Annotated in this window: 13 protein-coding genes (1 of these 13 only partly in view); 9 read left to right on the top strand and 4 right to left on the bottom strand. The window is 67.2% G+C overall.

The genetic code is table 11. The features are described 5' to 3' along the window. Positions 1 to 1,090, top strand: the 3' portion of a protein-coding gene (gene rpoN, locus BGN95_RS09690) for an RNA polymerase factor sigma-54 (RefSeq protein ID WP_286772502.1). It extends 356 nt beyond the left edge of the window; the window shows 1,090 of its 1,446 coding nt (coding positions 357-1,446); its start codon lies beyond the left edge, outside the window; it ends in the stop codon at positions 1,088 to 1,090. A gap of 109 nt (positions 1,091 to 1,199) precedes the next feature. Here rpoN and BGN95_RS09695 read toward each other — a convergent pair whose 3' ends face one another. Continuing rightward, complete coding sequence (locus BGN95_RS09695) at positions 1,200 to 2,060, bottom strand: LysR family transcriptional regulator (RefSeq protein ID WP_265268787.1); 861 nt, start codon at positions 2,058 to 2,060, stop codon at positions 1,200 to 1,202. Positions 2,061 to 2,189: 129 nt separating this feature from the next. Here BGN95_RS09695 and BGN95_RS09700 point away from each other — a divergent pair, with 129 nt between their 5' ends. Next, on the top strand, positions 2,190 to 3,686 hold the full coding sequence (locus BGN95_RS09700) for a CoA-acylating methylmalonate-semialdehyde dehydrogenase (protein ID WP_286772503.1): 1,497 nt from the start codon (positions 2,190 to 2,192) through the stop codon (positions 3,684 to 3,686). A gap of 109 nt (positions 3,687 to 3,795) precedes the next feature. Here the strand turns inward: BGN95_RS09700 and BGN95_RS09705 are convergent, their stop codons facing one another. Beyond that, positions 3,796 to 4,104 carry a GIY-YIG nuclease family protein gene (locus tag BGN95_RS09705; RefSeq protein WP_265268789.1) on the bottom strand — a complete coding sequence of 103 codons (309 nt, stop codon included), beginning with the start codon at positions 4,102 to 4,104 and terminating at the stop codon, positions 3,796 to 3,798. 100 nt (positions 4,105 to 4,204) lie between these two features. On the opposite strand from BGN95_RS09705, the gene BGN95_RS09710 reads away from it, so the two are divergent. The 7 genes from BGN95_RS09710 to alr all read left to right on the top strand — a co-directional run bounded on the left by BGN95_RS09710 (position 4,205) and on the right by alr (position 11,645). Further along, positions 4,205 to 5,350 (top strand): acyl-CoA dehydrogenase family protein, encoded by a 1,146-nt coding sequence (locus BGN95_RS09710; RefSeq protein WP_286772504.1) that lies wholly within the window; start codon positions 4,205 to 4,207, stop codon positions 5,348 to 5,350. Further along, positions 5,347 to 6,381: an enoyl-CoA hydratase/isomerase family protein gene (locus BGN95_RS09715; RefSeq protein WP_286772505.1), complete on the top strand. Its 1,035-nt coding sequence runs from the start codon at positions 5,347 to 5,349 to the stop codon at positions 6,379 to 6,381. Before BGN95_RS09710 ends, BGN95_RS09715 begins: the two co-directional genes overlap by 4 nt. A gap of 118 nt (positions 6,382 to 6,499) precedes the next feature. Next, positions 6,500 to 7,282 (top strand): enoyl-CoA hydratase-related protein, encoded by a 783-nt coding sequence (locus BGN95_RS09720; RefSeq protein WP_265268792.1) that lies wholly within the window; start codon positions 6,500 to 6,502, stop codon positions 7,280 to 7,282. Positions 7,283 to 7,468: 186 nt separating this feature from the next. After that, positions 7,469 to 8,353: a 3-hydroxyisobutyrate dehydrogenase gene (gene mmsB / locus BGN95_RS09725; protein WP_179512998.1), complete on the top strand. Its 885-nt coding sequence runs from the start codon at positions 7,469 to 7,471 to the stop codon at positions 8,351 to 8,353. After that, a complete protein-coding gene (locus tag BGN95_RS09730) occupies positions 8,350 to 8,823 on the top strand; it encodes a GreA/GreB family elongation factor (RefSeq protein ID WP_179512997.1) in 474 nt (157 codons plus the stop codon). The genes mmsB and BGN95_RS09730 overlap by 4 nt, the downstream gene beginning before the upstream one ends. 148 nt (positions 8,824 to 8,971) lie before the next feature. Next, a complete protein-coding gene (locus BGN95_RS09735) occupies positions 8,972 to 10,579 on the top strand; it encodes an MFS transporter (RefSeq protein ID WP_286772506.1) in 1,608 nt (535 codons plus the stop codon). A gap of 40 nt (positions 10,580 to 10,619) precedes the next feature. After that, on the top strand, positions 10,620 to 11,645 hold the full coding sequence (gene alr, locus BGN95_RS09740; protein ID WP_286772507.1) for an alanine racemase: 1,026 nt from the start codon (positions 10,620 to 10,622) through the stop codon (positions 11,643 to 11,645). A gap of 6 nt (positions 11,646 to 11,651) precedes the next feature. Here the strand turns inward: alr and BGN95_RS09745 are convergent, their stop codons facing one another. Continuing rightward, complete coding sequence (locus BGN95_RS09745; RefSeq protein ID WP_286772508.1) at positions 11,652 to 12,038, bottom strand: VOC family protein; 387 nt, start codon at positions 12,036 to 12,038, stop codon at positions 11,652 to 11,654. Then, positions 12,035 to 12,820, bottom strand: a 786-nt coding sequence (locus BGN95_RS09750; RefSeq protein ID WP_286772509.1) for an acetyl-CoA C-acyltransferase, incomplete at its 5' end; no start/stop codon positions are given. The genes BGN95_RS09750 and BGN95_RS09745, both read right to left, overlap by 4 nt.

Raw genomic sequence — 12,820 nt, forward strand, 5'->3', positions numbered from 1 at the left:
CAGCGACGCGCCGAGCCTTGCCGAGCATCTCGCGCAGCAGGCCGGACATGCCTTGTCGGGGGTCGAGCTGATCATCGCGCAGCATCTGATCGATCTGATCGACGAGGCGGGCTATCTCGCCGCCGATCTGCTCGACATCGCCGGGCGGCTGGGGGTGCCGCTCGCCTTGGTCGAGCGCGTGCTCGGGGTGATCCACACCTTCGAGCCGACCGGGGTCGGCGCGCGCAACCTCGCCGAATGCATCGCGCTCCAGGCCAAGGAGGCCGATCGCTACGATCCGTGCATGGCGCGGCTGATCGATCACCTCGATCTGCTCGCACGCGGCGAGATCGCGCGGCTCAAGCGCATCTGCGGGGTCGACGACGAGGATATGGCGGACATGATCCGCGAATTGCGCGGTTACGACCCCAAGCCCGGCTGCCGCTTCGGCGGGGAGCCGGCGCCGGCGGTGGTGCCCGATCTGTTCGTCGCGCGCACCGCATCGGGCTGGGCGATCGAGATCAACAACGCCACCCTGCCGCGCGTGCTGGTCAACCGGCGCTATTATGGCGAGCTCGCCGCCGGGCCGCAGAACAAGGCGTCGAAGGCGTGGCTCAGCGATTGCCTCGCCAGCGCCAACTGGCTGGTGAAAGCGCTCGACCAGCGCCAGCGCACGATCATCCGCGTCGCGACCGAGATCGTGAAGCAGCAGGAAGCGTTTTTTCTCAATGGCGTCGCGCATCTCCGCCCGCTGACCTTGCGGCAGGTGGCGGAGGCGATCGAGATGCACGAATCGACCGTCAGCCGTGTCACCAGCAACAAATATCTGAGCTGCGCGCGCGGCCAGTTCGAGCTCAAATATTTCTTCACCTCGGCGATTCAGGCGGCCGACGGCGGCGACGCGGTGTCGGCCGAGGCGGTCAAATCGGCGATCCGCGCGCTGATCCAGAACGAGGGCGCCAAGGTGCTGTCCGACGATACATTGGTCGAGCTGCTCAACGCGCGCGGCTTCGATATCGCGCGGCGCACCGTCGCCAAATATCGTGAGGCGATCGGGATCGGCAGCTCGGTCCAACGCCGCCGGCAAAAGGCGCTCGAGGGGGTGGGCTAAGCGCTCACCCGAAGAAACTTCCGTCATGCCGGGCTTGACCCGGCATCCAGCGTCACAAGCGATGCCGCCCGCGGCTCTGGATGTTGACTTTCGTCAGCATGACGGAATGTTACATACGCACCGCCTCGCGCAGCCAGGAAGTCACCGCCTGGATCCGCGGGGTCGATTGCCCGTCGGCGTGGGTGACGAGCCAGAAGGCGCGGCTCAGCTCGATTTCCGGCAGCACCGGGACCAGCCGGGCATCGTCCGCGGCGATGAAATCGGGCAGGATGCCGATCGCCGCCCCCGCCGCGATCATGCGGTGCTGGACATTGATGCTGGTGCTGCGCAGCCGTGCGGCGAGCCCGTCATGCACCTCCGACAGATAATCGAGCTCGGGCGCGTGGAGATGCTCGGGGACATAGCCCGCCAGCACATGCCGTTCGAGCGCGGCGGCGGTCTCGGGCGTCCCCGCCGCCGCGAGATAGCCGGGGGTGGCGTAGAGCCGCAGCCGATAGTCGATCAGCCGTTGCGTGATCAACTGGCGGCTGCGCGGGCGCGCGAGCATCACCGCGATATCCGCCTCGCGCTTCGAGGGATCGAGCAGCCCCGAGGCGGTGATCAGATCGAGCCGGATGCGCGGATGCGCCGCGGCGAAGGCCGGGACGCGCGGCGCCAACACATGCGTCGCGAGCCCCTCGGCGACGCTCAGCCGGACATGCCCAGCCGCACCCTGCGCCGCGGCGCCTTCGCTGGCCGCGGCGATGGTGGCGTCGATCGTCTCGGCGTGGTGTAGCAGCGCCTGCCCCGCCTCGGACAGCCGGCGCTCGCCCGCTACCGTCTCGAACAAGGGCGCACCGATCGCCGCCTCGAGCCGCGCGAGCCGGCGGCCGACCGTCGTCGCGTCGACGCCGAGCGTGCGCGCCGCCGCCGCGACGCGCCCGGCATGCGCCACTGCGAGGAACACGCGCAGATCATCCCAATTCTTCATCGGCCTTTTCCTTGTCGCGGTGCCCGCCCATCTGCAAAAATGCACCCCGCCCCGGCAAATTAAGCGGGTTGAATGCATATTTGCCGGGCGGTTACAAGCCCGGCCAAGCGATTTCGGCGGAGAGGTTTCATGCGCATCATCGATCATCATATCGTCGGGCATTCGGGCGGCGGCGCGGGTCGCACCGGCGACGTGTTCGATCCCAATACCGGCAAGGTGCAGGCGCGCGTAACGCTGGGGACCAAGGCCGATCTCGATCGCGCGGTCGCCGCCGCTGAGGCCGCGCAGCCGGCCTGGGCCGCGACCAACCCGCAGCGCCGCGCGCGCGTCATGTTCCGCTTCAAGGAGCTGGTCGAGGCCAATATGCAGAGCCTCGCCGAGCTGCTCGCCTCCGAGCACGGCAAGGTCGTCGCCGATGCCAAGGGCGATATCCAGCGCGGGCTCGAGGTGGTCGAATTCGCCTGCGGCATCCCGCATGTGCTCAAGGGCGAATATACGCAAGGAGCCGGGCCGGGGATCGACGTCTATTCGATGCGCCAGCCGCTCGGGATCGGTGCCGGCATCACCCCGTTCAACTTCCCCGCGATGATCCCCCTGTGGATGGGCGCGGTGGCGACCGTCTGCGGCAACGCCTTCATCCTCAAGCCGTCCGAGCGCGACCCCTCGCTCCCGGTGCGGCTCGCCGAACTGTTCATCGAGGCGGGGATGCCCGAAGGCATCTTCCAGGTCGTCCACGGCGACAAGGAAATGGTCGACGCGATCCTCGATCATCCGGCGATCGCAGCGGTGAGCTTCGTCGGCTCGTCGGATATCGCACATTATGTCTATCGCCGCGGGGTCGATGCCGGAAAGCGCGTCCAGGCGATGGGCGGGGCGAAGAACCACGGCATCGTCATGCCTGACGCCGATCTCGATCAGGTGGTGTCCGATCTCGCCGGCGCGGCATTCGGTTCGGCCGGCGAGCGCTGCATGGCGCTCCCGGTGGTGGTGCCGGTCGGCGACAAGACCGCCGACGCGCTGCGCGAAAAGCTGATCCCCGCGATCGACGCGCTGCGCGTCGGCGTCTCGACCGACGCCGAGGCGCATTACGGCCCGGTCGTCACCGCGCAGCATCGCGAGCGGATCGAAAACTGGATCCAGACCGGGGTCAACGAAGGCGCCGAGCTGGTCGTCGACGGCCGCGGCTTCAAGCTCCAGGGGCGTGAGGAAGGCTTCTTCATCGGCCCGACGCTGTTCGATCGCGTCACCCCGCAGATGTCCGCCTATAAGGAGGAAATTTTCGGGCCGGTGCTGCAGATCGTCCGCGCTCCCGATTTCGAGACCGCGCTGCGCCTTCCAAGCGATCACCAATATGGCAATGGCGTCGCGATCTTCACCCGCAACGGCCATGCCGCGCGCGAATTCGCCGCGCGGGTCAATGTCGGGATGGTCGGGATCAACGTGCCGATCCCGGTGCCGGTCGCCTATCACACCTTCGGCGGCTGGAAGCGCTCGGCATTCGGCGACACCAACCAGCACGGCATGGAAGGCGTGAAATTCTGGACCAAGGTCAAGACGGTGACCCAGCGCTGGCCCGACGGCTCGCCGGACGGCGGCAACGCGTTCGTCATCCCGACGATGGGGTAAATCGGATGCCTTCCCCTTTTTCCGTCATGCTGACGAAAGTCAGCATCCAGAGCCGCAGCCACTACCGTTTGTGGCTCTGGATGCCGGGTCAAGCCCGGCATGACGACGATTATTGGGGCAAAGGATCGAATCCGAAGTCCTCGGCAAGATCGCGCCACGTCGGATTATCCTTCTCGACCAGCGCCAGCTTCCACGCCCGGCGCCAGTTCTTGAGTTGCTTTTCGCGCAGGATAGCGGATTCCATCCTTTCATGCAGTTCGAACCAGACCAGGCGTTTGACGTGATAGCGTTCGGTGAACCCCTCGATTTCGCCGCTGCGATGCTGATAGATGCGGCCGAGCAGGTTCGACGTGACACCGACATAGATCGTACCGTTGCGGTCGCTTGCAACGATATAAACCGCCGGCTGTCTGTCCATGTATGACGTCCGCTGCGCTATACATCTTCAATGCTTACATCCGGGACTCTGGATGCCGGATCAAGTCCGGCATGACGGGTAACGGGCTACAGGAACGCCAATGACCAACCAGTTCGACCTCACCGACGACCAGCGCGAGATCCAGGAGCTCGCGCGGCGCTTCACCGCCGATCGCATCACCCCGTTCGCCGCCGAATGGGACGAGCAGCATCACTATCCCGTCGATGTGTGGAAGGCGGCGGGCGAGCTCGGCTTCGGCGCGATCTATGTCGGCGAGGAATCGGGCGGAATCGGGCTCGGCCGGCTCGAGGCGGCGCTGATCATGGAGGCGATGGCCTATGGCTGCCCTGCGACCAGCGCCTATGTCTCGATCCACAATATGGCGACCTGGATGATCGATCGCTTCGGCGATCAGGCACTCAAGGACCGCTTCCTCCCCGATCTCGTCACGATGGACAAGATCGCCAGCTATTGCCTGACCGAACCCGGCTCGGGCTCCGACGCCGCCGCGCTCAAGACCAGCGCGCGGCGCGACGGCGATCATTATGTGCTCAACGGCACCAAGCAGTTCATCTCGGGCGCGGGCTATAACGACATCTATGTCTGCATGGTCCGCACCGGCGAGGAGAAGTCCCAGGGCGTTTCCTGCCTGGTGATCGAAAAGGGCACGCCGGGCCTGTCGTTCGGCGCGCCCGAGAAGAAGCTCGGCTGGAATGCCTCGCCGACCGCGCAGGTGATCTTCGAGGATTGCCGCGTGCCGGTCGAAAACCGCGTCGGCGCGGAGGGCGACGGCTTCCGCTTCGCGATGGCAGGGCTCGACGGCGGGCGGCTCAATATCGGCGCCTGCTCGCTCGGCGGGGCGCAACGCTGCCTCGACGAGGCGGTGAAATATGCCAAGGAGCGCCAGCAATTCGGCCAGCCGATCGCCGATTTCCAGAACACCCAATTCACCCTCGCCGATATGGCGACCGATCTGGAGGCGGCGCGCGCGCTGCTCTATCTCGCCGCGGCCAAGGTCAGCGCCAATGCGCCCGACAAGTCGCGCTTCTCGGCAATGGCCAAAAGGCTGGCGACCGACAACGGATCGAGCATCGTCGACCGCGCGCTCCAGCTTCACGGCGGCTATGGCTACCTCCGCGACTATCCGATCGAGCGCTTCTGGCGCGATCTGCGCGTCCATTCGATCCTCGAAGGGACCAATCAGGTGATGCGGATGATCGTCGGGCGGGATCTGACGCGGCAATGACCCAGGACCTGATCGTCGAAGCCGACGGCGGCGTCGGCCGCATCCGGCTCAATCGCCCGAAAGCGATCCACGCGCTCAACCGCGCGATGTGCGACGGCGTGCTTGAGGCGCTGGAGGCATGGCGCGACGACGCGGCGATCCGCGTGATCACGATCGATCACGCCGAAGGCCGCGGCTTTTGCGCCGGGGGCGATATCCGCATGCTCGCCGAGAGCGGGGCGAAGGACGGCGCCGAAGCACGCGCCTTCTTCCACACCGAATATCGCATGAACCACCGGCTGTTCACCTACGCCAAGCCGATCGTGGCGTTCATGGACGGGATCACGATGGGCGGCGGGGTCGGCATCTCGCAGCCGTGTCGTTTCCGCGTCGCGACCGAGAACACCAAGCTCGCGATGCCCGAAACCGGGATCGGGCTGTTCCCCGATGTCGGCGGCGGCTGGTATCTCTCGCGGCTGCCGGGGCGCATCGGGCAATATCTCGCGCTGACCGGGCACCGGCTCGACGGCGCCGAATGTCATGCGCTCGGGCTCGCGACGCATTACCTCCCCGCCGAGCGGCTCGCCGAGGCCAAGGCGCGGATCGCGCAAGGTCCGGAGGCGGTGCTCGACGCGCTCGCCGTCGCCGCACCCGACGCGGCGATCCTTGCGCATCGTGACGAGATCGACCGGCTGTTCGCTTCCGACCGGCTCGAGGATATCTTCGCCGCGCTCGCCGCCGACGACAGCGATTTCGCGCGCGCCACGCTGGCGACGCTCGAGACCAAATCGCCGCAGACGATGAAGGTCAGCCTCAAATTGCTGCTCGACGGCAAGACGATGCCCAGCTTCGCCGACGAGATGCGGCAGGAATATGCGGTCGGCAGCCGCGTCGTCCAGCGCCACGATTTTCTCGAAGGCGTCCGCGCGGTGATCGTCGACAAGGACAATTCGCCCCAATGGAACCCGCCGACGCCGGACGGGGTGAGCGATCATCTGATCGACCAGATCTTCGCGCCGCTGCCGGATGATGAGGCCTGGACGCCGCAGTAAATTGCGTCGTCGCAATACCCTATGTCACCCCAGCGGAAGCTGGGGTCTCATGCCTGAAACGCCGCGTTTGCGGCCCGCGATCCCAGCTTCCGCTGGGATGACGGAAGAGGAGGAATGCATGACCGACTACGCCACGATCCTCGTCGAACGCAGCGGTGCGGTGACGCTTGTCACGCTCAACCGCCCGCAGGCGCTCAACGCGCTCAATTCGGACGTGCTGGCCGATCTCTCGGCGGCGTTCGGCGCCTATGACAAGGACGATAGCCAGCGCTGCCTCGTCCTCACCGGCGCGGGCGAGAAGGCGTTCGCGGCGGGCGCCGACATCAAGCAAATGGCCGATATGCCCGCGGCCGATTTCTTCCTGCAGGATTTCTTCGTCGGCTGGCAGACCGGGGTGGTCGCGACGCGCAAGCCGTGGATCGCCGCGGTCAACGGCTTCGCGCTCGGCGGCGGGTGCGAGCTGGCGATGATGGCCGATTTCATCATCGCCGCCGATAGCGCCAAATTCGGCCAGCCCGAGATCAAGCTCGGCGTCGCGCCGGGGATGGGCGGGTCGCAGCGGCTGACCCGCGCGATCGGCAAGGCCAAGGCGATGGAAATGTGCCTTACCGGGCGGATGATGGACGCCGGCGAGGCGGAGCGTTCGGGGCTCGTCGCACGCGTCGTGCCGCTGGACTCGCTGGTCGAGGAAGCGCTCAAGACCGCCGCGACGATCGCAAGCATGCCGCCGATGGCCGCGATGGTGAACAAGGAAATGATCAACATGGCGTTCGAAACAACGCTCGCACAGGGCATCGTCACCGAGCGCCGGCTGTTCCAGATCCTCGTCAACACCGAGGACAAGGCCGAGGGCATGGCCGCCTTCATCGAAAAGCGCCCCGGGGTGTGGAAGGGGCGGTAACTGCCGCCCGGTTCGACGCTGTCGATCAACTCTTTGCCGTCATGCCGGGCTTGACCCGGTATCCAGGGCAACGAGCGTCGACATTGGTGGCTCTGGATGCCGGGTCGAGCCCGGCATGACGGAAATGGTATAGCGGACCGAAGCCGGACTTTCAGGCGTTTCGGTTGTGATTTGAGAGGACACGAAATGGCGCGCGTCGGTTTCATCGGGCTGGGCAATATGGGCGGGGGCATGGCCGCCAATCTGGCGAAAAAGGGCCATGACGTCCGCGCCTTCGACCTCTCCGCCGAGGCGCTCGAACGCGCCAGGGCCGCGGGCTGCCTCCCCGTCGTCACTGCCGCCGAGGCGGCCGAGGGGGCCGAGGCGATCATCACGATGCTGCCCGCGGGCACGCATGTCGAGCAGGTCTATGCCCAAAGCGTGCTCGATGCCGCCCTGCCCTCGGCGATCCTGATCGATTGCTCGACGATCGACGTCGCGACCGCCAAGCGCGTCGCCGAAATGGCAGCGGCCAAGGGGCTGGTCGCGGTCGACGCCCCGGTCTCGGGCGGGATCGCCGCGGCCAATGCCGGGACGCTGACCTTCATGGTCGGCGGTTCGAAGGATGCCTTCGGGCGCGCCGAACCCTTTCTCGCCGATATGGGCAAGGCGGTGATCCACGCCGGCGCCAATGGCGCGGGGCAGGCGGCGAAGATCTGCAACAACATGATCCTCGGCGCCGAGATGGTCGCGACCTGCGAGGCGTTCCTGCTCGCGCAGAAGCTCGGGCTCGAGGCGCAGGCGTTCTTCGATATCGCCAGCGTGTCCTCCGGGCAGAGCTGGTCGATGACGAGCTATTGCCCCGTCCCGGGGGTCGGCCCGGAGACCCCCGCGGACCACGATTATCAGGGTGGGTTCGCCGCCGCGCTGATGCTCAAGGACCTACGCCTCGCGATGGCCGCGGCGGAGAGCGTCGATGCGCAGGTGCCGATGGGCGCGCGGGCGCGGGAGCTTTACGAGGCTTATGCCGGCGCGGGGCATGGCGGGCGCGATTTCTCCGGCATCATCAACATGCTCGCCGAAAAGCCATGAGCGTCGCCTTCCGCCGCGAGAGCGATGAGGAGCATAAGGAGCCGCGCTTCGAGCTGCCGATCCCGCCGGGGCCGAACCTCGTCACCCCGCGCGGCCGCGCGCTGATCGATGCGCGGATCGCCGAGCTCGACGCGGCGCAGGCGGAGGCGGAGGCCGACGAGCCGCGCCGCGAGGAGATCGCGCGCGACCTGCGCTATTGGCAGACGCGCCGCGTCACCGCGATCCTCGCCCCCGCCCCGCCGGCCGACGAAATCGCGTTCGGCAGCCGCGTCGAGTTCACGCTGAACGGCGAGCCCCGGACGATCGAGATCGTCGGCGACGACGAGGCCGATCCGGCCGCAGGCAAGATCGCCTTCTCGGCGCCACTGGCCCGCGCACTGATCGGCGCGGGGGAGGGCGATGTGCTGCCCTTCGCCGGGCGCGATGATGCGATCGAGGTGATCGCGGTGGAAGCGACCTTCGCCGATTGACGGGAGAGCGCGGATAATCCGTTTGCCCTGAGCTTGTCGAAGCCCGAACGGTTTAGTTGCGCCCGCGCCGGCCTACTCTTGCCGCCGCCTCCCGGCACGCTACAGCTAGCGCCGGGCCGAAACGGCCCGAAGAGGGGTAACCGGCACGATGGCGACGATCGCTGAACAGGGTCACGACGACGCGGACGAGCCGTCGACCGCCGACATCCGGCTCGTCATCTCGGCCTCGGCGCTGGGCACCGTGTTCGAATGGTATGATTTCTTCATCTACGGCACGCTCGCCGCATCGGGGACCATCGGGCGCACCTTCTTCCCCGGCGGCAATGAGATGCTGCAGACCCTGCTCGCCTGGGCGGGGTTCGCGGTCGGCTTCGGCTTCCGCCCGCTGGGGGCGGTGATCTTCGGTTATCTCGGCGATCGGCTGGGGCGGAAATATACCTTCCTCGTCACGATCACCTTGATGGGCATCGCCACCGCCGGGGTGGGGCTGATCCCCTCTTATGCCGCGATCGGGATGGCGGCGCCCGCGCTCGTCATCCTGCTGCGGATCGCGCAGGGGCTCGCGCTGGGCGGCGAATATGGCGGCGCGGCGATCTATGTCGCGGAGCATTCGCCGCCGGGAAGATCGGGCTATTACACCAGCTTCATCCAGGCCGGCGTCGCGGGCGGGTTCATCCTCAGCCTGATCGTCATCCTGTCGTTCAAGGGCGTGTTCCACGGCGCGGCGTGGGAGGAATGGGGCTGGCGCGCGCCGTTCCTGTTCTCGATCGTGCTGCTCGGCATCTCGCTGTGGATGCGGCTCAAGCTTTCCGAGAGCCCGGTGTTCAAGAAGATGCGCGAGGCGGGCGAGCGCGCCAGCAACCCGCTGGTCGAAAGCTTCACCTATCCCGGCAATCTGAAGCGGATGCTCGTCGCTTTGTTTGGCATCGCCGCCGGGCTGACGGTGATCTGGTATACCGCGATGTTCTCGGTCCTCTCCTTCCTCCAGACGACGATGCGCGTCGACGAGACGACCGCGCAGCTGATCACCGCCGCCGGGGCGCTGATGGGGGTGGCGTGGTTCGTGCTGTTCGGGCGGATTTCCGATCTCGTCGGGCGCAAGAAGCCGATCGTTATCGGCTACATCATGACGCTCATCCTACTCTTCCCGATCTTCGAGGTGATGGGTGCGGCGGCCAACCCCGATCTCGCGCGCGCCGCGCGGCATGCGCCGGTGATCGTCTCCGGCCCCGCCTGCAATTATTCGCCGTTCGCCGCGAAACAGAGCGACGAATGCGGCAAGTTGCTCGACTATTTCTCCAAGAAGGGCGTCGCCTATACCAAGCAGACCACCCCGGTGGTCAGCGTGTCGATCGGCGGCGAGCCGGTCCACGATCATTCGCCCGCCGCGCTCGACAAGGCTTTGGCCGACGCGGGCTATCACCTCGATCGCGTCCACCCCTCGGCACGCGACATCGTGCTGATCCTGCTCGCGATCCTCGCCATTTCGGCCTTGTCGGGAATCACCTACGGCCCGGTCGCGGCCTTATTGTCGGAGATGTTCCCGCCGGCGATCCGCTACAGTTCGCTGTCGATCCCCTATCACCTGGGCACCGGCTATTTCGGCGGCTTCCTGCCGTTCATCAGCCAATATATCGTCGCGCGCACCGGCGATCCCTTTGCCGGGCTGTGGTACACCTGGGGCGTCACGCTGATGGCGCTGATCGTCACCGTGCTGTGGCTGAAGGAAGATCGGCACGGCCATATCGTCGCCTGAACCGGTCGACGCGGATCGCGGCGCCCGCTAACCGGGCATCATGAACCGTTCCCCCTGCCGCCTGTCGCTCGACGCCGCCGCCCTTGTCGATAACTGGCGCCGGCTCGCGGCGATGAGCGGCGCGGCGGCGTGCGGCGCGGCGGTGAAGGCCGACGGCTATGGGCTCGGCGCGCGCGAGGTGGTGCGACGGCTGGCCGATGCCGGATGCCGCGATTTCTTCGTCGCGACCTGGGCCGAGGCGCGCGCGCTGGTCGACACCGGCGTTTCGATCTCGGTGCTCCACGGGGTCCGCGCCGACGATATGGCGCTGGCGCGGCTGCGCAACGCGCGCCCGGTGCTCAACACCGCGCGGCAGATACAGCGCTGGCGCGACGCGGGCGGCGGGCTGTGCGACGTGATGGTCGATACCGGGATGAACCGGCTCGGGGTGTCGCCGGCGGATATCGCCGACGGGCTGCTCGAGGGGCTCAGGATCGATACGCTGATGAGCCACCTCGCCTCGGCCGACGAGGATTCGCCGCTCAACGAGCAGCAGCGGGCGCGCTTCGTCGCGCTTGCCGGGACGACGGGGGCGCAACGGATGAGCCTCGCCAATTCGGCCGGCATCGCGCTGGGCGCGGACTATCGTTTCGATCTCGTCCGCCCCGGCATCGCGCTCTACGGCGGCGTGCCGCGCGCCGAACTGGCCGGGATGCGCCAGGTCGCGACCCCGGAGGCGCAGGTCCTGCAACGTCGCCGCGTCGCCGCGGGGGAGTCGGTCGGCTATAATGCGACCTGGACGGCGCAAACGGATACCGAAGTGGCGATCCTCAACCTCGGCTATGCCGACGGCTATTGGTGCGGTTTTTCGGGCAAGGGCGCCGCGCGCGCGGGGGCGACGCGGCTGCCGGTGCTCGGACGGGTATCGATGGACCTGATCGCGGTCGATTGCGGCGCGGCCGATGTCGCGGAGGGCGACTGGCTCGCGCTCGATTACGCGCTGCCCGAAGCCTCGGCGATCAGCGCCATGTCGCAATATGAGCTGCTGACCGGGCTCGGCGCGCGGTTCGACCGGATCTGGCGGTGAATCGCGTCACGCCGGGGCGTGGCACACCGCTTCGACATTGACCCCGTCGAGATCGAACACGAACGCCCCGTAATAATCGGGGTGATAATGCGGCCGGAGCCCCGGCGCGCCATTGTCGCGCCCGCCATGCGCCATCGCCGCCGCGTAGAATGCATCGACCGTCGCGCGATCGGGCGCGGTGAAGGCGACATGGATACCCGCCCCGCGCGCGCCGCCCGACGAAACCCAGAAGAACGGCTTGTCGCCGCGGCCATAGCCGACGCCTTGACAGCCGCCGCTCTCCTCCGCGGTGATCTCCATCACCGGCACGATGCCGAGCGTGGCGAGCGCGGCGTCGTAGAAGCGCCGCGCCGCGGCATAATCGGCCGCGCCGATCCCGATATGGTCGATCATGCGCGTTCCACGCACATGGCGATGCCCATCCCGCCGCCGATGCAGAGCGTCGCCAGCCCCTTCTTCGCATCGCGGCGCTGCATCTCGTAGAGCAAGGTGGTCAGGACGCGCGCGCCCGAGGCGCCGATCGGATGGCCGATCGCGATCGCGCCGCCGTTGACGTTGACCTTCGCCGCATCCCAGCCGAGCGCCTTGCCGACCGACAAAGCCTGCGCGGCAAACGCCTCGTTCGCCTCGATCAGATCAAGATCGGCGAGCGTCCACCCCGCTTTCTCCAGCGCGCGCTTGGTCGCCGGGACCGGGCCGATCCCCATGATCGACGGATCGACCCCGGCCGACGCCCAGGAGCGGATCGTCGCGAGGATCGGCGCGCCGCGCTTTTCCGCTTCGGCGCGGCTCATCACCACCAGCGCCGCGGCGCCGTCGTTGAGCCCGCTGGCATTGGCCGCGGTGACGCTGCCGTCCTTCTTGAACGCCGGGCGCACCCCCGACACGCTCTCGAGCGTCACCCCGGCGCGGATATATTCGTCGGCATCGACGATCGTGTCGCCCTTGCGCCCCTTCACCGTGACCGGTGCGATCTCATCGGCGAAGCGCCCCGCGGCGCGCGCCGCCTCGGCCTTGTTCTGGCTGGCGACCGCGAACTCATCCTGCTCGGCGCGGGTCACCTGATATTCGGTGGCGAGGTTTTCCGCCGTGATCCCCATGTGATAGCCGTTGAAGGCATCGGTCAGCCCGTCCTTGATCATCGTATCGATCAATTCGAGCGACCCCATCTTCTG

The organism is Sphingomonas sp. 66-10, assembly GCF_001897045.1.
Classification (GTDB): domain Bacteria; phylum Pseudomonadota; class Alphaproteobacteria; order Sphingomonadales; family Sphingomonadaceae; genus Sphingomonas; species Sphingomonas lycopersici.

Coding starts and splice junctions, on each gene's coding strand:
- BGN95_RS09695 (WP_265268787.1), bottom strand. CDS start 2,060: ATGAAGAATTGGGATGATCTGCGCGTGTTCCTCGCAGTGGCGCATGCC.
- BGN95_RS09700 (WP_286772503.1), top strand. CDS start 2,190: ATGCGCATCATCGATCATCATATCGTCGGGCATTCGGGCGGCGGCGCG.
- BGN95_RS09705 (WP_265268789.1), bottom strand. CDS start 4,104: ATGGACAGACAGCCGGCGGTTTATATCGTTGCAAGCGACCGCAACGGT.
- BGN95_RS09710 (WP_286772504.1), top strand. CDS start 4,205: ATGACCAACCAGTTCGACCTCACCGACGACCAGCGCGAGATCCAGGAG.
- BGN95_RS09715 (WP_286772505.1), top strand. CDS start 5,347: ATGACCCAGGACCTGATCGTCGAAGCCGACGGCGGCGTCGGCCGCATC.
- BGN95_RS09720 (WP_265268792.1), top strand. CDS start 6,500: ATGACCGACTACGCCACGATCCTCGTCGAACGCAGCGGTGCGGTGACG.
- mmsB (WP_179512998.1), top strand. CDS start 7,469: ATGGCGCGCGTCGGTTTCATCGGGCTGGGCAATATGGGCGGGGGCATG.
- BGN95_RS09730 (WP_179512997.1), top strand. CDS start 8,350: ATGAGCGTCGCCTTCCGCCGCGAGAGCGATGAGGAGCATAAGGAGCCG.
- BGN95_RS09735 (WP_286772506.1), top strand. CDS start 8,972: ATGGCGACGATCGCTGAACAGGGTCACGACGACGCGGACGAGCCGTCG.
- alr (WP_286772507.1), top strand. CDS start 10,620: ATGAACCGTTCCCCCTGCCGCCTGTCGCTCGACGCCGCCGCCCTTGTC.
- BGN95_RS09745 (WP_286772508.1), bottom strand. CDS start 12,038: ATGATCGACCATATCGGGATCGGCGCGGCCGATTATGCCGCGGCGCGG.